Here is a 22,448-nt window from a genome sequence, read left to right as displayed (position 1 = left end):
TTCCTGAATTACTGTTGAGGTTGTTTGGAAGCCACTTGCAGATAGTGTTCTGCAACATCGAGCATTCGGTTGGCAAAGCCCCATTCGTTGTCGAACCAGGCCAGGATGTTCACCAGCCTCGGGCCGGAAACGCGGGTCTGGCTGGCATCGACAATCGCCGAATGCGGGTCATGGTTGAAATCGCAGCTGGCGTGGGGCAACTCGGTGTAGGCCAGCAAGCCTTTGAGCGGGCCGCTGGTGGCGGCGTCGCGCAATATCCGGTTGACCTCCACCGCATCGGTATCGCTCACGGTTTGCATGGTGATGTCCAGACAGGACACGTTCACCGTCGGCACCCGTACCGCTTTGGCCTGGATTCGCCCGGCAAGTTCCGGCAGCAATCGCTCGATGCCACGCGCCAGGCCGGTGGACACCGGAATCACTGACTGGAACGCCGAACGCGTGCGGCGCAGGTCTTCGTGGTGATAGGCGTCGATCACCGGCTGGTCGTTCATGGCCGAGTGGATCGTGGTGATCGACACGTAGTCCAGGCCGATCGCCTGGTCCAGCAGGCGCAACAACGGCACGCTGCAGTTGGTGGTACACGAGGCGTTGGACACCAGCAGCTCGGCGCCGGTCAGGCAGTCCTGGTTGATGCCGTAGACGACGGTGGCGTCCACATCCGCCTCGCTGGCCATCGGCTGGGAAAACAGCACGCGCGGAGCGCCGGCATCAAGAAAACGCTGGCCGTCGGCACGGGTGTGGTAGGCACCGGAGCACTCCAACACCAGGTCGACGCCCAGCGCCGCCCAGTCGATGCCCTCGGGGTGGCACTGCGCAGTACTTTTACGCAGTCGCCATTGATATGCAGACAATCGTCCTCGACCCGCACTTCGCCAGGGAAGCGGCCATGGGTGGAGTCGAAACGTGTCAGGTATTCGATGCTGGCCATGTCGGCCAAGTCGTTGATCGCAACAATTTCAAACCCTGCCGCCGCCCCTCGCTCGAACAGAGCACGCAAGACGCAACGACCAATGCGGCCGTAGCCGTTGAGTGCAACTTTGTAGGGACGCGGTTGGGGCATGGGGTTCTCGCAGTAGGGGCGACACAAACCACTGTAGGAGCGAGCTTGCTCGCGAAGAACTTGAGAGCGCCGCGTTAAACCAGAAACGCTGCGTTATCGTTAACGATCTTCGCGAGCAAGCTCGCTCCTACAGTAGAGGCGGTGGTCAGTGGGCCACCGCGTTAGCGCCTTAGTCTTCCAACAACTCTTCAGCCTGGCCCAGGATGTTTTCCAGGGTGAAACCGAACTCTTCGAACAAGGCAGGTGCCGGTGCCGACTCACCGTAGGTGGTCATGCCGATCACGCGGCCTTCCAGGCCTACGTACTTGTACCAGTAGTCGGCGTGAGCCGCCTCAATGGCGATACGTGCGCTGACCTGCAACGGCAATACCGATTGCTTGTAGCCGGCGTCCTGGGCTTCGAACACGCTGGTGCACGGCATGGACACTACGCGAACGTTGCGGCCCTGGGCGGTCAGCTTGTCGTACGCCTGAACGGTCAGGCCCACTTCGGAACCGGTGGAGATCAGGATCAGTTCCGGCTCACCGATGCAGTCCTTGAGCACATAGCCACCACGGCTGATGTCGGCGATCTGCGCGTCGGTACGCACCTGGTGCTGCAGGTTCTGGCGCGAGAAGATCAGCGCCGAAGGGCCGTCCTTGCGCTCGATGGCGTGCTTCCAGGCCACGGCGGATTCCACCGCGTCGGCAGGGCGCCAGCAATCCAGGTTCGGCGTGGTGCGCAAGCTGGTCAATTGCTCGACCGGCTGGTGCGTCGGGCCGTCTTCGCCCAGGCCGATGGAGTCGTGGGTGTACACATGGATCACGCGCTTCTTCATCAGCGCGGCCATGCGTACCGCGTTGCGGGCGTACTCCATGAACATCAGGAAGGTCGCGCCGTAAGGCACCAGGCCGCCGTGCAGCGACACGCCGTTCATGATGGCGCTCATGCCGAACTCGCGCACGCCGTAGTACATGTAGTTGCCGCTGGCGTCTTCGGCCGACACGCCTTTGCAGCCTTTCCACAACGTCAGGTTGGAACCGGCCAGGTCGGCCGAACCGCCGAGGAACTCAGGCAGCAGCGGGCCAAAGGCGTTCAGGGTGTTCTGGCTGGCTTTACGGCTGGCAATGGTCTCGCCCTTGGCCGCGACTTCGGCGATGTAGGCCGAGGCTTTTTCCGAGAAATCGGCCGGCAGGTCACCGGCCAGGCGGCGTACCAGCTCATTGGCAAGCTCAGGGAATTCGGCGGAGTAGGCAGCGAAGCGCTGGTCCCACTCGGCTTCGGTGGCCAGGCCTTTTTCCTTGGCGTCCCACTCGGCGTAGATGTCGGCCGGGATCTCGAACGGGCCGTGGTTCCACTTCAGCGCTTCGCGGGTCAGGGCGATTTCCGCGTCACCCAGCGGGGCGCCGTGGCAGTCTTCCTTGCCTTGCTTGTTCGGCGAGCCGAAGCCGATGGTGGTCTTGCAGCAGATCAGGGTCGGCTGCGCGCTCTTGCGAGCGGTGTCGATGGCGATCTTGATTTCTTCCGGATCGTGGCCGTCGACGTTGCGGATCACCTGCCAGTTGTAGGCTTCGAAACGCTTGGGGGTGTCATCGGTGAACCAGCCTTCGACTTCGCCGTCGATGGAAATGCCATTGTCATCGTAGAAGGCAATCAGCTTGCCCAGGCCCAAGGTGCCGGCCAGGGAAGCGACTTCGTGGGAAATGCCTTCCATCATGCAACCATCACCCAAAAATACGTAGGTGTGATGATCGACGATATCGTGGCCCGGGCGATTGAACTGCGCGCCCAAGACTTTTTCAGCCAGCGCGAAGCCAACCGCGTTAGCGAGGCCCTGGCCCAGGGGACCGGTGGTGGTCTCGACGCCTGGGGTGTAGCCGAATTCCGGGTGGCCCGGGGTGCGGCTGTGCAACTGGCGAAAGCTCTTGAGGTCATCGATGGTGACGTCGTAGCCGCTCAGGTGCAGCAGCGAATAGATCAGCATCGAGCCGTGGCCGTTGGACAGTACGAAACGGTCACGGTCGGCGAACGACGGGTTGCTCGGGTTGTGCTTCAGGTAGTCACGCCAAAGTACTTCGGCGATATCCGCCATGCCCATCGGGGCACCGGGATGGCCGCTGTTGGCTTTTTGCACGGCATCCATGCTGAGGGCACGAATGGCGTTGGCACGCTCACGACGGCTGGGCATCGCTGATCTCCTGGGGGCTTGAACAAAGAAACGGAAAAAAGGACCGGCATTTTCCCTCAGCCACCGCCTGCGGGCAATGACAGATAGTCACTTGAAGCGGTTTTTCCTGCGGTTTGCCCGCCAATCCCTTGCAGAACCCGGATGCCGGTTCGTCCAAAGGTTATAGCGCCCGCTTATAACTGCCACTTATCGATCAATATCAAAACTTTTTGATATTGGCCTTGCGGCGATTACCACCCGTCACTAGACTGCTGGCCTTATGAACCTACCCGTGCCCTCCCTGCGTCCTGACGACGGCGATGAACTGGCTGCCCTTTGCAAGGCTGCAGGTGATCCGTTGCGCTTGAACGTATTGCGCGCACTGGCCAACGATTCCTTCGGCGTATTGGAGCTGGCGCAGATCTTCGCCATCGGCCAGTCCGGCATGAGCCATCATCTGAAGGTACTGGCCCAGGCCGACCTGGTGGCGACCCGCCGCGAAGGCAATGCAATTTTTTACCGTCGCGCCCTGCCCCACACCGAGTTGCTCGGCGGCAAACTGCACGCCGCCCTGCTTGACGAAGTGGACAGCCTGGACCTGCCGAGCGACGTACAGTCGCGCGTCAGTCAGGTCCATGGGCAACGCGCCGCTGCCAGCCAGGATTTTTTCGCACGGGTTGCCGAGAAATTTCGTGCTCAGCAAGACCTGATCGCCGGCTTGCCCCAGTACCGCGAAAGCGTACTGGCGCTGCTGGACAAGCTGAGCTTCAGCAATGAGGCTACGGTCCTGGAAGTCGGCCCTGGCGATGGCGGTTTCCTGCCGGACCTGGCGCGGCGCTTTGGCCAGGTGACGGCGCTGGACAACAGCCCGGCGATGCTTGAACTGGCGCGCCAGCTGTGTGAACGCGAGGCGTTGGGCAACGTCCGCCTGCAACTGGCCGACGCCCTGAGCGACACCCGCCTGCGGGCCGATTGCGTGGTGCTGAACATGGTCTTGCACCACTTTGCCGCCCCCGCCGACGCGATCAAGCAAATGGCCGGGTTGCTGCACCCCGGCGGCAGCCTGCTGGTAACGGATTTATGCAGCCACAACCAGAATTGGGCCAGGGAGGCCTGCGGTGATCTCTGGTTGGGTTTTGAACAGGACGATCTGGCCCGTTGGGCCACCGCTGCGGGACTCGTTCCCGGGGAAAGCCTCTATGTAGGTTTACGTAATGGTTTCCAGATTCAGGTCCGCCATTTTCAGCGACCGACTGGCGACACTCACCATCGGTAAATATCAGGAAAACATCGAGATGAGCGAATACTCCCTTTTCACCTCCGAGTCCGTGTCTGAAGGGCATCCGGACAAAATCGCCGACCAGATTTCTGACGCGGTGCTGGACGCCATCATTGCTGAAGACAAGTTCGCCCGTGTGGCGTGCGAGACTCTGGTGAAAACGGGCGTGGCGATCATCGCCGGCGAAGTCACCACCACGGCCTGGGTCGACCTGGAACAGATCGTGCGCGACGTGATCACCGACATCGGCTACAACAGCTCCGACGTCGGCTTTGACGGCGCGACCTGCGGCGTGATGAACATCATCGGCAAGCAGTCCCCTGACATCAACCAGGGCGTCGACCGCGCCAAGCCTGAAGATCAAGGCGCTGGCGACCAGGGCCTGATGTTCGGCTACGCCAGCAACGAAACCGAGGTGCTGATGCCCGCGCCGATCACCTTCTCTCACCAGTTGGTACAGCGCCAGGCCGAAGCACGTAAATCCGGCCTGCTGCCGTGGCTGCGCCCGGACGCCAAGTCCCAGGTCACCTGCCGCTACGAAGGCGGCAAAGTGGTGGGTATCGACGCCGTCGTACTGTCCACCCAGCACAACCCGGATGTCTCCTACAAAGACCTGCGCGAAGGCGTGATGGAGCTGATCGTCAAGCACGTACTGCCTGCCGAGCTGCTGAGCAAGGACACCCAATTCCACATCAACCCGACCGGCCAGTTCATCATCGGCGGCCCGGTGGGCGACTGCGGCCTGACCGGTCGCAAGATCATCGTCGACAGCTACGGCGGCATGGCCCGTCACGGCGGTGGCGCGTTCTCCGGCAAGGATCCATCCAAGGTCGACCGTTCCGCTGCCTACGCCGGTCGTTACGTGGCCAAGAACATCGTCGCCGCCGGCTTGGCTGAACGTTGCGAGATTCAGGTGTCCTACGCCATTGGTGTGGCCCAGCCTACTTCGATCTCGCTGAATACCTTCGGTACCGGCAAGATCAGCGATGACAAGATCGTCAAGCTGGTGCGCGAGATCTTCGACCTGCGCCCTTACGCGATCACCACCATGCTCGACCTGCTGCATCCGATGTACCAGGAAACCGCAGCCTACGGCCACTTCGGTCGTACCCCTGCGCAGAAGACGGTCGGCGACGACACCTTCACCACCTTCACCTGGGAAAAAACTGACCGCGCCAACGACCTGCGTACCGCTGCCGGTCTGTAATCGTTCGCGGCTGACAAAGCCCCGCCAGGTTCGCCCGGCGGGGCTTTTTGATTTTCAAAGATTGCAACAAAATCGTTGAAACCGAGGCCGAAGTCGACGCGGCCAGCAAAATCGGGCGGCCGAGGCTGATAACCACGACGCGCCGGAGGCGTTGGACGGCTGGTTCAAGCAGGCAGAAACACCCGGTAAAAAGCCCCGCTCGGTCGGGGCTTTTTTGTGGCCGTGCGGATCACTTAGGCTGAACGCCCTTTTCGAGCAAGGATGCTCCCGATGCGCGCGTCAATGGTTCTCCTGATTGGCTTTCTATCGTGCTGGGCCTGGGCCGAAGACTGTCCCGAGGATGCCCGAGCGCAAATCGACACGTTGACCAGGCAGGTCAGCCAGTGGGATGACGTCTACCATCGACAGGGTCAATCCCCCATCAGCGATGAACTGTACGACCAGGCCCGCCAACGCCTGACTCATTGGCGCAAATGTGACCTTCAACCCACACCCAGGGCTTACAACCCGCTGGCAAGCTCACGCGGCACGCTACGCCACCCGGTCGCGCATACCGGCCTGGAGAAGCTGCTGGACGCGTCCGATGTGGGTGAGTGGCTCAGCACCCGCCAGGACGTCTGGATTCAACCCAAGGTCGACGGGGTAGCCGTGACCCTGGTGTATCGCAAGGGCCAGCTGCACCAACTCATCAGCCGCGGCGATGGCCTGCTCGGTCACGATTGGACAGCTTCCGCGCGCAAGATGCCGGGTATCGTCCAGCAACTGCCGGACCCCGTCGACGCCGTGCTGCAAGGCGAGCTCTACTGGCGCCTCGACGGTCACGTACAGTCGGCAAACGGCGGGCTCAACGCGCGTAGCAAAGTGGCCGGCTTGATGAACCGACGCCAATTGAGTGACACCGAGGCGGGCGGGATCGGGTTGTTCGTCTGGGCCTGGCCCGAAGGCCCGGCGAGCTTCACCGAGCGCCTGGCCACGCTGGCACGGTGGGGGTTCACCGACAGCCAGCGGTATAGCCAGTCCATCGACAGCATCAGCGATGCCACGCGCTGGCGTACACATTGGTACAACCATCCGTTGCCGTTCGCCAGCGACGGGGTGGTGTTGCACCAGGCTGCGCGCGCACCCGCCAAACGTTGGCAAGCCAGCGCACCTTACTGGGCGGTGGCCTGGAAGTACCCTGCGACCAAAGCGCTGGCACTGGTACGCAAAGTACAGTTCAGGATCGGGCGTACCGGGCGTATCACACCGATTCTCGAACTGGAACCGGTGCGACTGGATGACCGGCAAATCAGCCGAGTCAGCGCGGGTTCGTTGAGAAACTGGCAGGCCCTCGACATCCGGCCCGGCGATCAGGTATCCATCAGCCTTGCCGGCCAGGTCATTCCCCGGCTCGACGAGGTGATCCTGCGCAACAACACCCGAGTGGAAGTGCCAGTACCCGATACTCGAGACTTTCACGCCTTGAGCTGCTGGCAGCTGGACCCTGGCTGCGAGGAGCAACTGCTCTCGCGCCTCACCTGGCTGAGCAGCAACCAGGGCCTGGCCTTGCCACATATGGGGCGGGAAACCTGGAACGTATTGATCCAGGCCGGTCTAATCGCAGGCTTTCTCGATTGGTTGACCCTGGATGCGGCAGAGCTTGCTAACATTGATGGCTTCGGCGAACGCACCCGCGCGCGGGTGCTCGACAGTATTCACAGCGCCCGGCAACGCCCGTTTGCACAATGGCTCAAAGCCCTTGGCGTACCGCCTGCGGCGCGCAACAACCTGGAGGGCGACTGGCATACCCTGGTCGCCAAAGACACCCAAGCCTGGCTGGCCTCGGACGGCATCGGCCCGGGCCGCGCAGCGCAACTGAGCGCCTTTTTCCGCGACCCGCAGGTCCAGGCATTGGCTGAAACATTACGTGAAGCCGGCATAGACGGTTTCTGAGTCCGGCCCGACCCTCTGAATGCTACTTGGAGTCCTTATATGAAATTTCTTGCCCCTCTTGCCTTGCTGACTGTCGCAAGCTTCATGGCCACGCCGGTGCTGGCCGCCGACGAAGCGCCCGAACTGACCGGCTGCGCCGCCAAGCGCCAGGCCATCAGCACCCAGATCGAACAGGCCAAGGCCCATGGCAACAGCGCCCAACAGGCCGGCCTGGAAAAAGCCCTGAGCGAGGTCACCGCCAACTGCACTGACGCATCGCTGAAGAAAGAACGCGAAAACAAGGTGCTGGATGCCAAGCACGAAGTCAGCCGCCGTCAGGCCGACCTCGACAAGGCCATGAAAAAAGGCGATCCGGACAAGATCAACAAGCGCAAGGACAAGCTCGCCGAATCGCGCAAAGAACTGCAGGATGCGGTGGAAGAACTCGACCAGTAAACCGGTCAGTGGTCCCGAAACTGCTTATGGCAGGCGCTGCAGGCATCTTCAACTTTCTGCACTGCAGGTTGAAGATTGCTGGCCTTATAGGGCTGGACCCGGCTTGCGATCACCAATTCACCGGTGGCCGCTTCAAGGTCGCGGGCCATTTGCTGGAACTGCGCCTGCTTTTGCCACACCTCGTCCCTGGCACTGGTGTGGTCCTCTTCACGCACGTTCGGGAAGTGCTGCCAGGGTTGATGGGACAACGCGTCCAGCTTGACCGCGCCGTCGGCGAACTGGGCGCCGTCGAAAGGGATGCGCCCGCGCAACATGCCGCCCAGGCCTTCGGCGGTCTTGAGCATCTGTTTGAAGATCGCCTTGCGCTGGCCCAGGGGGGAATTGGGGTCAACCCCGCCGCAGGCGGACAAGGCCAGGCAGGCCAACACTACAACGGTCATATTTTTTAAAGTCATGGTGGCTCAGGGTCACGGAAACGGCGGTCAGTATCCCCGCCCCCTCCGCAAAGACCAATAGCCCTATTAATAATAAGGATTGCCCAAGCGCGAAAAAGCACGGGCAATCGCTTCAGGAATTACGTGCATGAATGTCAATTGGAAACCCTGGAGCCGCTTGGCGTGGGCTCTACCGATGATCGCGCTGCTGGCCGGCTGCGACGTGGGCAAAGACGCTGGCAAAGAGACAGCCAAAGAAGAGGCGCCCAAACCCCATGCCGTCGCCACTTACGTGAGCGCTCCGTGGGAAGCGCTGCCGGCGGTTTCCGACAGCGACTTGCTGGCGGGCTTCGAATCCTGGCGCAGTGCCTGTCAGCGCCTCAAGGCCGACCCGATCTGGAGCGCGACCTGCGCAGCGGCAGCCAGCGTACCGGGCAATGCCGTGGCGGTTCGCGGGTTTCTTAAAGAGCGCCTGGATGTATTCGGCCTGCGTTCAGCCGACAACACCCCGAACGGCCTGATCACCGGCTACTACGAGCCGGTCTACCCCGGCAGCCTGACCGAAACCGCCACCGCGCATGTGCCGGTGTACGGCGTGCCGGATGACCTGATTATCGTCAACCTGGAAGCAATCTACCCGGAACTCAAGGGCAAACGCCTGCGCGGCCGCCTGGAAGGCCGCGTGCTCAAGCCGTATGACGATGCCAGCACCATCAACGGCCAGGGCTCGACCGCCAAGCCGATAGCCTGGCTGACCGATCCGATGGACCTGCAATTCCTGCAGATCCAGGGCTCTGGGCGTATTCAACTGGCCGGTGGGCGTCAACTGCGCGTGGGGTATGGCGACCAGAACGGCTACCCCTACCGCCCTATCGGCCGCTGGCTGGTCGAGCAAGGCGAGCTGAAAAAAGAAGAGGTGAGCATGGGTGCCATCAGCGCCTGGGCCAAGGCGCACCCGCAGCGTATTCCAGAGTTGTTGGCGAGCAACCCCAGCTATGTATTCTTCAGCGCCCGCCCCGACAGCAACGAAGGGCCGCGCGGGTCGCTGAATGTACCATTGACGGCGGGGTACAGCGTGGCGGTGGACCGCAAGGTGATTCCGCTGGGCAGCCTGCTGTGGCTGTCGACCACCAAACCTGACGGTTCAGCCATCACCAGACCCGTCGCAGCCCAGGACACCGGGGGGGCAATCACCGGCGAAGTGCGGGCAGACTTGTTCTGGGGCACAGGCGAGGCAGCGGGCGAGTTGGCGGGGAACATGAAGCAACAGGGGCAGATCTGGATGTTGTGGCCCAAGGGTGCGGCGCTGCCTCAGGCGCCTGTCACGGACGCTCTATGATGATCGGGGCAAGCCCTAATGCCTGTCAGTTAAGCGAAAGTGCTCCACTGTAGGAGCGAGCTTGCTCGCGAAAAACGTCTAGGCAACGCGTTCATTCTGAATAAACGCGGGGGCTCTGAGTTCTTCGCGAGCAAGCTCGCTCCTACAAAAAGCCTTAACTGACTGGCATTAGGGCAAGCCCCCTCCCCCAGTGAATCGGTGGCGCTACAGAATCCCGTGCACATGCCGATAGCCTGTGAATAAGTCCAAGCCTTGTTCCAGGGGAGTTCGCAGCATGTATCGTTGGTCGGCCGAAAAGCTCGGAAATGTGAGCGTCAAAACCAAACTGGGCGTAGGCTTCGGCCTGGTGTTGCTGCTTACGTTAATCATCACACTCACCGGCTGGACCGGGCTATCCAGCGTGATAAGCCGTGGCGACAAACTGGGCTACATCGCCAGTCTCAACGACTTGAGCAAGGACCTGCGCATCGCGCGACTGGACTTTGAAATGCGCCGTGGCGAACAGGGCCCGGCAACTGTCAATGGCCTTCTCGGCCAACTGGAAAGCGGCCTGAAAACTGCGCGGGCGCTGATTGAACAGCCCGCCGATATCGCGTTGGTCGATGACCAACTCGCGGCGGTTGACCAGTACAAGCGTGCATTCGACGCCATGGTCCAGGCAGGAGCCAATCGCGAAAACGCGCGCAGCAAACTCGGCGATACCGCCGACAACGCGGTGCTCAAAGTCGGCGAAGTGGAAAAGGCCCTGTTACAGGGCGACAGCGTCAGCCAGTTCAACAGCATCGTCGACCTGAGCAAGCTGATCCAGCAGGCGCGGTTTCAGGTTCGCGGCTACACCTACAGCGGCAAAGTCGAGGCCGAGCAGCCTGCGCTGGATGCCATCGACAATGCGCTGAAGAAAATCGCCGCCCTTAACGGCCAGCTACCTGACCAATTCTCGACCAACCTGCAACAGGCCAGCGCCTCGCTGCAAGCCTACCGCGCCGCTGTCAGCCAGTACCGCGACTCGCAGGTGGCCAGCGCCGCTGCGCTGAAACTCATGAACGTCCAAGGCGACATTCTGCTGGACCGCAGCAGCACACTCACCGCCTCGCAAACCGTGGTCCGCGACAGTGATGCCGCGCAAGCCAAACGGCTGTTGCTGCTGGCTGCCCTGCTGGCACTGAGTTTTGGTCTCTTCGCCGCCTGGGCCATCACTCGCCAGATCATCATTCCGCTCAATCAAACCCTCAAGGTCGCCGAACGCGTAGCCTCGGGCGACCTGAGCCACAATCTGGAATCCGCGCGCCAGGATGAACTCGGCCAACTGCAACGCGCCATGCAAAGCATGACCGTGGGCCTGCGCGAGTTGATTGGCGGCATCAGCGATGGCGTCACGCAAATCGCCAGCGCCGCCGAGCAGTTGTCGGCAGTGACCGAACAGACCAGCGCCGGGGTCAACAGTCAAAAGATCGAGACCGACCAGGTAGCCACGGCCATGAACGAGATGGCCGCTACCGTGCAGGAAGTTGCGCGCAATGCCGAAGAAGCCTCGGAAGCCGCCGTGGCCGCGGACCTGCAGGCCCGTGAAGGCGACAAGGTGGTTGGCGAAGCCATCGCCCAGATCGAGCGCCTGGCCACCGAAGTCGGCAATTCGACGATCGCCATGGCAGACCTGAAGCGCGAAAGCGACAAAATCGGCAGCGTGCTCGACGTGATCAAGTCCGTGGCCCAGCAAACCAACCTGCTGGCGCTGAACGCGGCCATTGAAGCGGCGCGCGCCGGCGAAGCCGGGCGTGGCTTCGCCGTGGTGGCCGATGAAGTGCGCAGCCTGGCGCAGCGCACACAGAAGTCCACCGAGGAGATCGAGGAACTGATCGTCGGCCTGCAAAACGGTACCCAGCAGGTGGCGACCATCATGGACAATAGCCGCGGCCTGACCGACAGCAGTGTCGAACTGACCCGCCGCGCCGGCAGCGCATTGGAGAACATCACACGTACCGTTTCGACCATCCAGGCGATGAACTCGCAGATCGCCACGGCCGCCGAGCAGCAAAGCGCGGTAGCCGAAGAGATCAACCGCAGCGTGTTGAATGTGCGCGATGTCTCCGAACAAACCTCTTCAGCCAGCGAAGAAACGGCGGCGTCCAGCGCAGAGCTGGCACGCCTGGGCATCTACCTGCAAACCCTGGTCGGGCGCTTCCGCATCTGACTGACTTGAGCGGCGGCCGATTGAGGCTGCCGCACCTTGTGAAATTTCCTACACAGTTATCAGCCCGCCCTCACCTCGATTCGAATTAGCGTTCATCTGTCGCGAAACGCTTTTTCTGATTGGGAGGTGTGCCATGTTTTCTCGGCTGACCCGCATACTGGTTAACGCCAGTGTTCGCCTCAAGCTGGCTCTGGGTTTTGGCCAAGTGCTGATCCTCAGTTTCATGATCGCCGCGGCGGGCTGGCAAGCCCTGAACGCCGTGCTTTATCGGTCCAATAGCCTGACGAGCCTGGGCGAACTGGCCGTGTACGCGGAGGCCATGCGCGCCGACCGCACCGTCTACCGCACCCTTGCGGACAAAGCCAGCCTGGCCCAGATGACGCAGAAGACCGAGAAAATCGACCAGCTCCTGGCAGACCTTTCGCATCGATTGGTAGACCCGACCGATGTGCAACGCAATGAGGAGGCGACACGCCTGGTGGCTGGCTTGAAGGCCGCGCTGGCGGAGCTGCCCGCGTTGATCGAGCAGCGAGAGAGTGTCCGGCCAGCGCTCAAAAAATCCGCCCTGCAAGCCAGTGACACCCTGGCCCAATTCGCCAGCGACTTGCCCGACCAGAATGACGAAAAGGCGCTCGACGCCATTGAGCAACTGCGCCAAGCCATGGAGCAGGCCGAGGATCGCGCCCAGAATCCCGCCTGGGCCGCCGAGTCGTTGCAAGCCTATGCCGAGGCAGCAAGCCAGGCGCTGGATGCGCTGGACATCGCACAGAAGGCGGTGTTCATGCTGCCCGTGGACTCAGCACTGCTCAAAACCGACCTGAACGACTACCGTGCACAACTGCTCAAGCTCAAGCAAGCCCAGCTCAACGTCGAAACCGTGCAAAACCGCTTCGAACAGCAGCTCAATGAGTTGCGCGAGAACAGTAACTTGCTGAGCCAGAGCCAGAACACCAAGCGCAATGACGAGGCCGACCACACGCGCACGCTGCTGATTGGCGTCACGGCGGCTGCACTGGTGCTGGGCGCCCTGGCCGCGTGGTGGATTGCCAGCCAGATCGCCTCGCCGTTGCGTGACATCCTCGTTGCCGCCAACCGTGTCGCTCAAGGCGACCTGAGCCACGACACCCACGTGGAGCGCCGCGACGAACTGGGCCAGCTGCAACAAAGCATCGGGCAAATGACCCGCAGCCTGCGCAGCCTGATCAGCAGCATCGGTGACAGCGCTCGGCAGATTGCCGGTGCGGCGACGCAGTTATCCACCGTGACCGAACAGACCCGCAACGGGCTGAACAATCAGAAAGATGAAACCGACCAAGTGGCCACGGCGATGAATGAAATGCTCGCCACCGCCCAGGAAGTGGCGCGCCATGCCGAACGCGCGTCCGTTGCAGCGAACGAAGCAGACCAGCAGGCCGGCGCCGGCGAGCAGGTAGTCATCCAGGCGGTTGAGCAAATCGGCAACCTGGCCAGTGAAATGGCCTTATCCGGCCGCGCGATGCTGGCTCTGCAAAAAGAGAGCGAAAAGATCGCCAGCGTGCTGGACGTTATCAAGTCCGTGTCCCAGCAGACCAACCTGCTCGCCCTGAACGCCGCCATCGAAGCGGCGCGCGCAGGCACTGCCGGGCGAGGGTTTGCCGTGGTCGCCGATGAAGTGCGCAGCCTGGCCCAGCGCACACAGGAATCGGCTGAAGAGATTGAAGGGCTGATCCTTGGGTTGCATAACGGCACCCAGCAGGTCGCGGACATCATGGACAGCAGTCGCAACCTGACCGACAACAGCGTTGCCCTGACTCGCGACGCCGGCGAGGCCTTGGCAGCGATTGCCCGCACGGTATCGGTCATCCAGGAAATGAACCCGCAGATTGCCGCCGCCGCCGAACAGCAAAGCGCAGTGGCCGAGGAAATCAATCGCAGTGTCTTGAAGGTGCGGGATGTGTCGGAACAGACCGCCGCCGCCAGCGAGGAAACGGCGGCCGCGAGTGTTCAGTTGACGAGGTTGAGCCTGGATCTGCAGACGCTGATCGGCAAATTCAAGCTCTGAAACACCGCCATCCAATGTGGGAGGGGGCTTGCTCCCACATAGGCGCCCGAACCTATAAGACCTGGCGCAGGAAAGCCTGGGCCCGCGGGTCCTTCGGCGCCGCGAAGAACTCGGCAGGCGCCGCGTCTTCCAGCAATTTGCCGTGATCGAAGAACAACACCCGGTCTGCCACCTCGCGGGCAAAGCCCATCTCGTGGGTAACGCACACCATGGTCATGCCTTCCAGTGCCAGGGTCTTCATGACATCCAACACTTCACCGACCATTTCCGGGTCCAACGCCGAGGTGGGTTCGTCGAACAGCATCACCTTGGGCTCCATCGCCAACGCCCGGGCGATGGCGACCCGCTGTTGCTGGCCGCCGGAAAGGCGTGACGGGAACTCATTGGCTTTCTGCGCAATACCCACCTTTTCCAGGAGTGCCAGGGCCTTGGCCTCACGCTCTTGCTTGCCGCGCTTGCGCACGACCTTTTGCGCCAGGCACAGGTTTTCCAGCACGGTCATGTGGGGGAACAGGTTGAAATGCTGGAACACCATGCCGACTTCACGGCGATAGGCATTCACATCGGTCTTCGGGTCGGCCAGCTGCAAACCGTCAATGCTGACCGAACCTGAGTCGAACTCCTCCAGCCCATTGAGGCAGCGCAGGAAGGTGGACTTGCCGGAGCCGGACGGACCGATCACCACCAGCACTTCGCCCTTGGCCACCTGGGTGGTGACATGGTCCACCGCACGCACCACATGACCACGGGTGTCGAAGACTTTTACCAGATCGCGGACTTCAATCACTTTGCGCGAGCCTCCGCTCAAGCCGGCTGGCCATTTTCGACAGCGGCAGGTTGATCAGCAGGTACAGGCCTGCCACACAGAACAGAATTTCAAACGGCGAAAACGAGGTGGTGATCACTTCGCGTCCACTCTTGAGCAACTCGGTGATCGCGATCACCGAGACCAGCGAGGTATCTTTCACCAGGCTGATGAATTGCCCGGCCAACGGTGGCAGCACGCGTTTGAACGCCTGAGGCAACACTACATGGCGCATCGACTGGCTGGCGCTCAAGCCCAGGGAGCGCGCGGCCTCGTTCTGGCCACGGGTGATCGACTGCACACCGGCACGCACGATTTCCGCCACATAGGCGCCGGTGAACAGCGACAGTGCGGCGATCCCGGCAAACTCCCGTGACAGGTTGAGCACCGTGCCGATAAAGAAATAGAAAATGAAGATCTGCACCAGCAGCGGTGTACCGCGCACCAGTTCGACGTAGAGCGTCGACAGGTCGCGCAAGGTCGGGTTGCTGGAAAGGCGGCACAAACCGGTGGCCAGGCCAATCGCCAGGCCCAGGACGCCGGACACCACCGACAACCACAGCGTGGTCCACAGGCCCCACATCAGCGGCCCCAACGCCCAATGACGGTTGACACCGATGACGTCACCTTCAGCCACATCATCGCCGCGCGCCACCTGCAGGCTATTGTCGGCAACCGTCAGCGTTTGTTCGGTGCCGGCGTCATTGCGCAGGGTAACCTCGGCCACGTCGCCTTTGCGTACCAGTTCAATGACCGTCGAAATATCCGCCGCACGCTGCGCTTCCTCGGCCTGATAGGCGAAGTACTGCGGCACGCGGTTCCAGCGCCATTCGTAGGACATCAGCGAGGTGGCGTAGTACAAGGCACCAGCCAGGCCGACCAGTACGAGCACCGTCAGCAGGTGCCAGGGCCATTGGGCTTTTTTCTGTTTCATTTCAGATTCCGGGATTAGAGCTCGTTCCCACGCTCCGCGTGGGAACGCCTCAATGGACGCTCTGCATCTGCTTTGTGACGCGGAGCGTTACGGGCTGCATTCCCACGCGGAGCGTGGGAACGATCAATCAGCCTTATTCCATGTCCTTGAGCCACTCGGAGCTCTTGAACCACTTGTCATGGATGCGATCGTAGGTGCCGTCGTGCTTGATCTGGTGCAGGAAGTTGTTGATGAAGTTGACGCTGTCGTAGTCGCCTTTCTTCAGGCCGAACGCCAGGGGTTCGAAGGTGAAGGGTTCGTCAAGGAACACCAGCTTGCCATTGCCGACTTTCTTCTCGGCCACCACGTTGTACGGTGCGTCGTAGACAAACGCGTCAGCCTTGCCATTGACCACGTCGAGCACGCCTTCCTGCTCGTTGTCGTAGCCGTGGTACTTGGCTTTGGCAATCAGTTTTTTGGCAACCATTTCACCGGTGGTGCCAAGCTTGGAGGTCAGGCGGTACTTTTCGTCATTCAGGTCTTTGTAGGACTTGATGGTGCCTTCCAGGTCCTTGCGAATCAGCAGGGTCTGGCCGACCACGATGAACGGTTCGCTGAAGTTCAGGCGCAGATTGCGTTCCTGGGTCAGGGTCATGCCGCTGCCGATCATGTCGAACTTGCCGGTCAGGAAGGCCGGGATGATACCGTCGTAACCGGTAGACACCAGTTCCAGCTTGACGCCCATGGACTTGGCGAGGGCCTTGAGGATGTCCACTTCGAAACCGATGATGTCACCGCGTTTGTCGGTCATTTCGAACGGCATGTAGGTCGGGTCCATGCCGACTTTCAGCGTGCCGCGCTTGACCGCATCATCGATGGCGCCGGCCTGGGCCGCAGTGGCCGCCACCAGCGCGGTGACGCCGAGCATCAGCATCGAAAGATACTTTTTCATCATCAAGTCCCCTGAACGGTTCTTATAAAGTGGGCGCACAAAAGGGCTGCGCCATTTCGGGGTGCGATCCTAACCCACTCGTTGCCCGTCACAAAGGTTTCACGGCTAAATGTTATCGGCGTGTGTAAGAGGAACCCTATGGCGCCGCGCATGACCGCAGGCCTAGACCGGTCAGCGCCTGGGTTCACTAATGGGTTGATGTGTAAGCAGTTATGACGACAAGTCAATTTCCGCGATCCAGGCAGTGTCCTTGAACCACTTATCATGCAATTGATCGTAGGTCCCGTCCTGGGCCACTTGGTTGAGAAAATGATTGATCCAGTTGAGGCTGTCGTAATCACCTTTTTTCAGACCGAACGCCAGAGGCTCAAAGGTAAACGGCTGCTCCAGCGTCAGTAATGCGCTGTTCTCGGGCCGGGCCATCGCGATCAGGTTGTAGGGCGCATCATAAATAAAAGCGTCGGCCCTGCCCTCCACCACCTCGCGCACACCCTCCTCCGGCGTTACGAAACTCATCAGCCGGGCCGCCCCCAGGAAGCGCTGCGCCGCCGCCTCGCCGGTGGTGCCTTCGGTGACCGCGATCCGATAGCTCGCCTCGTCCAGGTCTTCGATGCTCGACACCGTGCCGGCCAGGCGCGGATGCAGCAGGACGGTCTGGCCCACCACGATAAAAGAATCACTGAAATTGAGCTTGAGGTTGCGCTCCTGGGTGACCGTCATACCGCTGCCGATCAAGTCGAACTTCTTCGTGGTCAGCCCCGACAGCAACTCCGTATAGGGCACCGTGACCAGTTCGAGTTCAACCCCCAGCGCGCGACTCATGGCGTGGAGCAAATCGATCTCGAAGCCGACGATGCGCCCCTGCCTGTCCGTCATTTCGAACGGTACGTAAGTCGGCGTGGTGCCGACTTTCAGCACTCCACGGCGAACGGCGTCGTCAATTGCCCCGGCGTTGAGCAAGCCTGTGTGAATCAATGCGACAACACCCATCAGCAGTGCCGAACCATACCTTTTGAACATGTGTGCCCCCGTGGCGAGTCAAATTGGGGGCGATGCTACCCCAGCCACAGGCACGGCAAAACGCTTCGAACGAAGGTTTTTTGTTTCGAAATAACAAGGGGTTAGCAAACAAAGGAAGGGGCGGTAAACGCTGTAGGACAAGCGCTTGGAACACCCCCGAGGTGAGCCCTCGGGGGCGTCTGAATCAGGCCGGTAGAGCCTGGGACGACTGCGGTTGCAGGGGTAGCAATGGTGCGTGCGGGTCAGCCTTGATCGAAGCACGCCAAGCGTCCAGCCACTCGGCATGGCCTTCGCTCCATACCTGTTCATGCAAGCGAGCCAGGGCCACCGGATCGCTGAGCAAGGCCAGGCGTTCGCCGTTGTTGAGGCCGGCCGGGCCGACTTTCAACGCGTGGCGAACACGCTCCCCACGCAGGTACTCGATCGGCTCCGCCTCGCGGTGACGTGAAGTCGCCAGGGCGCAGGCCAGGGCGTTCTGCTGTGGGTCGACCACCGAACGTACGAACCCGTCGTTAAGCGCGTGCCAACGGTTTTCGTGGGTGTACTTCTCGGTCGACAGCAACGCCTGCGGTGGATTGTATTCCTCGGGGATCAGGAACAGGCTCTCGTCGCGAGACTTGAGGCCCAGCTTGACCCGACTGGAAATCACCGACACCGGGATCGACAGCATCAGCGAACCGACGATGGGGATCAGCCACCACAAGAAGCTCGGGTTCAGCCACACCACCAGCAGTGCCCACAAGAAGCCCAGCACAGTCTGCGGACCGTGGCGCTTGACCGCTTCGCTCCAAGGCGTGGAGTCGTCGTCGCGTTGCGGCGAGTTCCAGGTCGCAGCCCAGCCGAGGAACGCGGCCAGTACGAAACGGGTGTGGAAGATCATGCGCACCGGCGCCAGCAGCATGGAGAACAGCATCTCCAGCAGCATCGACAGGGTCACCTTGAACTTGCCGCCGAACTCTTTCGCGCCCTTGGCCCAGATCAGGATGATGCTGAGCAATTTAGGCAGGAACAGCAGCACGATGGTGGTGGAGAACAACGCCACCGCCTTGTCCGGATGCCATTGTGGCCACAGCGGGTACAACTGGCGTGGCGCCATGAAGTACTGCGGCTCCATCAGGGTGTTCACCGCCAGCAACGCGGTGGACAGCACCAGGAAGAAGAACCACAACGGCGCCGACAGGTAGGACATCACGCCAGTCAGGAACACCGCACGGTGCACCGGGTGCATGCCTTTGACCAGGAACAGGCGGAAGTTCATCAAGTTACCGTGGCACCAGCGACGGTCACGCTTGAGTTCGTCGAGCAGGTTCGGCGGCAGTTCTTCGTAGCTGCCCGGCAGGTCGTAGGCAATCCACACGCCCCAGCCGGCACGGCGCATCAGCGCGGCTTCGACAAAGTCGTGGGAGAGAATCGCACCGGCGAACGCGCCTTTGCCCGGCAACGGCGCCAGGGCGCAGTGCTCGATGAACGGCTTCATGCGGATGATTGCGTTGTGGCCCCAGTAATGGGATTCACCCAGCTGCCAGAAGTGCAGGCCGGCGGTGAACAGCGGGCCGTAGACGCGGGTGGCGAACTGCTGCATGCGCGCATACAGGGTGTCCATGCCCGACGCACGCGGCGCGGTCTGGATAATCCCGGCATCCGGCGTGGCTTCCATCAGGCGTACCAGGCTGGTCAGGCATTCGCCGCTCATCACGCTGTCGGCGTCGAGCACCACCATGTACTTGTAGTCCCCGCCCCAGCGACGGCAGAAGTCGTCGAGGTTACCGCTCTTGCGCTTGACGCGACGGCGACGGCGGCGATAGAAAATCTTGCCGAAACCACCGGCTTCGCGGCACACGTCGAGCCAGGCTTGCTGTTCGGCAATGCAGATATCGGCGTCGTTACTGTCGCTGAGCACGAAGAAGTCGAAGCGGTCCAGATCGCCGGTAGCCGCCACCGATTCGAACGTCGCGCGCAAACCGGCGAATACCCGAGGCACGTCTTCGTTACAGATCGGCATGACCAACGCGGTGCGGGCATCCTTCGGAATCGGCTCATTACCAGCACTTTTACCGGAGATACGGTACTTATCGTGGCCGGTCAGCAGTTCGAGGAAGCCCATCAACGCGGTCCAGAAACCGGCCGAGACCCAGCAGAACAGAATCCCGAACATGATCAGGATACTGGTCTGCAGTGCGTAAGGCAGAACCTGGGTAGCGGTTTGCAGAAGGGTCTGGTTGCGGATTTCGTCGAAGTCCACCAGCGACCAGCCCTGGTACGGCATGATGCCTTTCATGTACCAGCCGGCCACGATGGTCTGACCAAGCATCAGCACCAACAGGATATAGCGCCGGATCGAACCCACGGTACGCCAGCGCGCAGCCGGCAGGACCCGCTCGTCTTTCGGCGGCTTGGGCGGGTTGGTACGACCCGTCATCCGGCGCCAGCCGCGTACCAGGATATTGGTGCGCCAAGGCTCGGGCACGACTTTGGTTCGACGGATCGGCGGCGTGGCCTTCAGGCAGACGCGACCGCTGGCGTCGAGCGCCAGCATCTCGGCGTCCTGCAGCTCTTCGGCCGTGCTGAGGGTCAGCCTGCGGCCCACCGACGCTTGGGCGGCGTCGGTAGGTGCGTCGAAGGTTGCGGACGACAGGCGTTCGTGCAATTCGCTGAAGGAGCTGCAGCCCGCCAGTTCGGCACGCTGCTCAGCGGTCATGGGCAGATGCGCCAGGTACTCGGTCAGAGTCTCTGGCTTGACTTGTGAATTACTCATCGGCGGGCAACTGGTAGCTCCAGGTTTCGGTCAGGACTTGTTCGGTCTTGGCCGGCTCCGGCGTGACAGGCGCCGGGGCAGCTTCTGGCTGCTTGGCGTCCTTGTCCTTCGCCTCTTTGGCGTCTTTCTTGGCCTGTTTCTCATGTTGCTTGGCCAAGACCTTGTCAGCCTTGAGCACGTGGGTCGACACCTGTTCTGGCTCGGCCTGTGCGATCTCCTGCACCAGCGCGGCGCGCATTTCAGTCGGCTTGCTCGCGTCCTTGATTTTCATGCGCAGGGTCAGGCGCCAGCCTTTGGTGTGCTCGTTGTAGCGCACGCTGTTTTCAACCAGCTCGGCGTTGTCGCCAACACTCACCTGGCTGCGCACCGGGGCGTCCGGCAGCAGTTTCTTCAGGGCCGGGCCTTCGAAGTCGACCAGGTAAGCCACGCTGCCGTCCGGCTGACGGATCAGGTTGGATTGCTTCACGTCACCGGTGGAACGCAAGGTCTGTTTGACCCAGGCACTGTCAGGCGAATGGAAGGCAGCATCGTCCAGCGTCCAATGCAGGCGGTACGACACGTCCAGCGGCTTGCCGACTTCCGGCAGTTCGGCCGGGCTCCAGAAGGCAACGATATTGTCGTTGGTTTCGTCAGCAGTCGGAATTTCTACCAGGTCGACGGTGCCTTTGCCCCAGTCGCCTTCAGGTTCGATCCAGGCGCTCGGGCGCTTGTCGTAGTTGTCGTCCAGGTCTTCGTAGTGGCTGAAGTTGCGGCCACGTTGCAGCAGGCCGAACCCACGCGGGTTTTCGACGCTGAAGTTGCTGACCGACAGGTGTTTAGGGTTGTTCAACGGGCGCCAGATCCACTCGCCATTGCCGGCATGGATCGACAGGCCGCTGGAATCATGCAGCTCGCGACGGTAGTTGAGGACCTTGGACGGCTGGTTGGCGCCGAACAGGAACATCGAGGTCAACGGGGCCACGCCCAGCTTGCTGACCTTGTCGCGCAGGTACATCTGGGATTTGACGTCGACCACGGTGTCGGTGCCCGGACGCAGAATCAGGCGGTAGGCGCCCGTCGCACGTGGGGAATCCAGCAGGGCGAAGATCACCAGGTGCTTGTCGCCCGGCTTCGGACGCTCGATCCAGAATTCGGTGAAACGCGGGAATTCTTCGCCGGACGGCAGCGCGGTGTCGATCGCCATGCCACGGGCCGACAGGCCATACACCTGATCCTTGCCGACGACGCGGAAATAGCTGGCGCCAAGCATGGTCATGATTTCGTCTTGCTTGTCAGCCTTGTTGATCGGGAACAGCACACGGAAGCCGGCATAACCCAACTGTTCGGTGGCTTTTGGATCAAACTTTACGTCGCCGAAATCGAAACGATTGGGGTCGTATTTGATTTCCTGGACGCTGTCAGCGGTGACTTCATTGATTTTCACCGGTGTATCGAAGTGCATACCCTGGTGATAGAAGGACAGCTTGAACGGGGTGTTCTGATCGGCCCACTCGGCTTTTTCGTTGCGGAAACGAATCTTCTGGTAGTCAGCGAATTTCATTTCGCGGAATTCGTTCGGCAGATTGCTGCGCGGAGCTTCGTATTTCTGCCCAGCCAGTTCTTTTGCCTTGGCCGACACATCGTCCAGACTGAATGCCCACAGTTGACCCGCGCCGAACAGGCAAAACAGGGCAGAGCCCGTCACCAGTGCGTTTCGTAACCGTTTGGCAGACAATTTTGGTGCATTACAGGGACTAACAATCACGAGCAACCCTCGCCGAAAACAGATCAAAAAACCAACGGCCAGCTATCTATATGCCAGGTTGGCGAGCATTGTTCCGACTCCTCAGGGGCAAAATGATTCCCCACTGGTTTGTCGGACAAGTCTCTACCTAAGTCAAAAATGGACCAAACAACGCTGATCCCCGTAGCGCGCGATTATCTAGTAGCCCGCGAG

At 61.3% G+C, this 22,448-nt stretch carries 14 protein-coding genes and 3 pseudogenes; 8 read left to right on the top strand and 9 right to left on the bottom strand.

Going from position 1 to position 22,448, the window contains the following annotated elements:
• Positions 1-8 precede the first annotated feature (8 nt).
• Together epd and tkt are read right to left on the bottom strand one after the other, a co-directional pair.
• Positions 9-1,063 (bottom strand): annotated as a pseudogene (epd, locus tag C4J87_RS02000) (erythrose-4-phosphate dehydrogenase).
• Between the two features lie 169 nt (positions 1,064-1,232).
• On the bottom strand, positions 1,233-3,230 hold the full coding sequence (tkt, locus tag C4J87_RS01995; protein WP_124360904.1) for a transketolase: 1,998 nt from the start codon (positions 3,228-3,230) through the stop codon (positions 1,233-1,235).
• 259 nt (positions 3,231-3,489) lie between these two features.
• On the opposite strand from tkt, the gene C4J87_RS01990 reads away from it, so the two are divergent.
• The 4 genes from C4J87_RS01990 to C4J87_RS01975 all read left to right on the top strand — a co-directional run bounded on the left by C4J87_RS01990 (position 3,490) and on the right by C4J87_RS01975 (position 8,062).
• Positions 3,490-4,485, top strand: a complete 996-nt coding sequence (locus C4J87_RS01990; protein ID WP_124365519.1) for a metalloregulator ArsR/SmtB family transcription factor — start codon at positions 3,490-3,492, stop codon at positions 4,483-4,485.
• Positions 4,486-4,504: 19 nt separating this feature from the next.
• A complete protein-coding gene (metK, locus tag C4J87_RS01985) occupies positions 4,505-5,695 on the top strand; it encodes a methionine adenosyltransferase (RefSeq protein WP_124365518.1) in 1,191 nt (396 codons plus the stop codon).
• 270 nt (positions 5,696-5,965) lie between these two features.
• Complete coding sequence (gene ligB, locus C4J87_RS01980; protein WP_124365517.1) at positions 5,966-7,627, top strand: NAD-dependent DNA ligase LigB; 1,662 nt, start codon at positions 5,966-5,968, stop codon at positions 7,625-7,627.
• A gap of 39 nt (positions 7,628-7,666) precedes the next feature.
• On the top strand, positions 7,667-8,062 hold the full coding sequence (locus C4J87_RS01975; protein WP_124365516.1) for a DUF1090 domain-containing protein: 396 nt from the start codon (positions 7,667-7,669) through the stop codon (positions 8,060-8,062).
• A gap of 5 nt (positions 8,063-8,067) precedes the next feature.
• Here C4J87_RS01975 and C4J87_RS01970 read toward each other — a convergent pair whose 3' ends face one another.
• Positions 8,068-8,517: a cytochrome c gene (locus tag C4J87_RS01970; protein WP_124365515.1), complete on the bottom strand. Its 450-nt coding sequence runs from the start codon at positions 8,515-8,517 to the stop codon at positions 8,068-8,070.
• Positions 8,518-8,644: 127 nt separating this feature from the next.
• On the opposite strand from C4J87_RS01970, the gene C4J87_RS01965 reads away from it, so the two are divergent.
• The 4 genes and pseudogenes from C4J87_RS01965 (at position 8,645) to C4J87_RS01955 (ending at position 14,067) form a co-directional block, all read left to right on the top strand.
• On the top strand, positions 8,645-9,835 hold the full coding sequence (locus C4J87_RS01965; RefSeq protein WP_124365514.1) for a murein transglycosylase A: 1,191 nt from the start codon (positions 8,645-8,647) through the stop codon (positions 9,833-9,835).
• 274 nt (positions 9,836-10,109) lie between these two features.
• Positions 10,110-11,168: pseudogene (locus C4J87_RS26565) on the top strand (methyl-accepting chemotaxis protein); the annotation flags it as partial.
• On the top strand, positions 11,154-12,026 hold the full coding sequence (locus tag C4J87_RS26560; protein WP_372237489.1) for a methyl-accepting chemotaxis protein: 873 nt from the start codon (positions 11,154-11,156) through the stop codon (positions 12,024-12,026). The pseudogene C4J87_RS26565 and the gene C4J87_RS26560, both read left to right, overlap by 15 nt.
• 133 nt (positions 12,027-12,159) lie before the next feature.
• Complete coding sequence (locus C4J87_RS01955) at positions 12,160-14,067, top strand: methyl-accepting chemotaxis protein (protein ID WP_124365512.1); 1,908 nt, start codon at positions 12,160-12,162, stop codon at positions 14,065-14,067.
• A 52-nt stretch (positions 14,068-14,119) separates the two neighbouring features.
• Here C4J87_RS01955 and C4J87_RS01950 read toward each other — a convergent pair whose 3' ends face one another.
• From C4J87_RS01950 to C4J87_RS01925, 6 genes and pseudogenes are all read right to left on the bottom strand, one after another.
• A complete protein-coding gene (locus C4J87_RS01950; protein ID WP_124360894.1) occupies positions 14,120-14,854 on the bottom strand; it encodes an amino acid ABC transporter ATP-binding protein in 735 nt (244 codons plus the stop codon).
• Positions 14,847-15,806, bottom strand: coding sequence for an amino acid ABC transporter permease (locus C4J87_RS01945; protein ID WP_124360893.1), 960 nt, complete (start codon positions 15,804-15,806; stop codon positions 14,847-14,849). Before C4J87_RS01945 ends, C4J87_RS01950 begins: the two co-directional genes overlap by 8 nt.
• A 133-nt stretch (positions 15,807-15,939) precedes the next feature.
• Positions 15,940-16,737: a transporter substrate-binding domain-containing protein gene (locus C4J87_RS01940; protein WP_124360892.1), complete on the bottom strand. Its 798-nt coding sequence runs from the start codon at positions 16,735-16,737 to the stop codon at positions 15,940-15,942.
• Positions 16,738-16,947: 210 nt separating this feature from the next.
• Positions 16,948-17,757 (bottom strand): transporter substrate-binding domain-containing protein, encoded by an 810-nt coding sequence (locus C4J87_RS01935; protein WP_124365511.1) that lies wholly within the window; start codon positions 17,755-17,757, stop codon positions 16,948-16,950.
• A gap of 182 nt (positions 17,758-17,939) precedes the next feature.
• Positions 17,940-20,512 (bottom strand): annotated as a pseudogene (mdoH, locus tag C4J87_RS01930) (glucans biosynthesis glucosyltransferase MdoH); the annotation flags it as partial.
• Complete coding sequence (locus C4J87_RS01925) at positions 20,505-22,256, bottom strand: glucan biosynthesis protein G (protein WP_124365510.1); 1,752 nt, start codon at positions 22,254-22,256, stop codon at positions 20,505-20,507. The pseudogene mdoH and the gene C4J87_RS01925, both read right to left, overlap by 8 nt.
• Positions 22,257-22,448: the final 192 nt, after the last annotated feature.

This window comes from Pseudomonas sp. R1-43-08 (assembly GCF_003852255.1).
GTDB lineage: Bacteria > Pseudomonadota > Gammaproteobacteria > Pseudomonadales > Pseudomonadaceae > Aquipseudomonas.
Note: the sequence above shows the minus strand (reverse complement) of the source record. Positions and strands in the feature narration are given on the sequence as shown.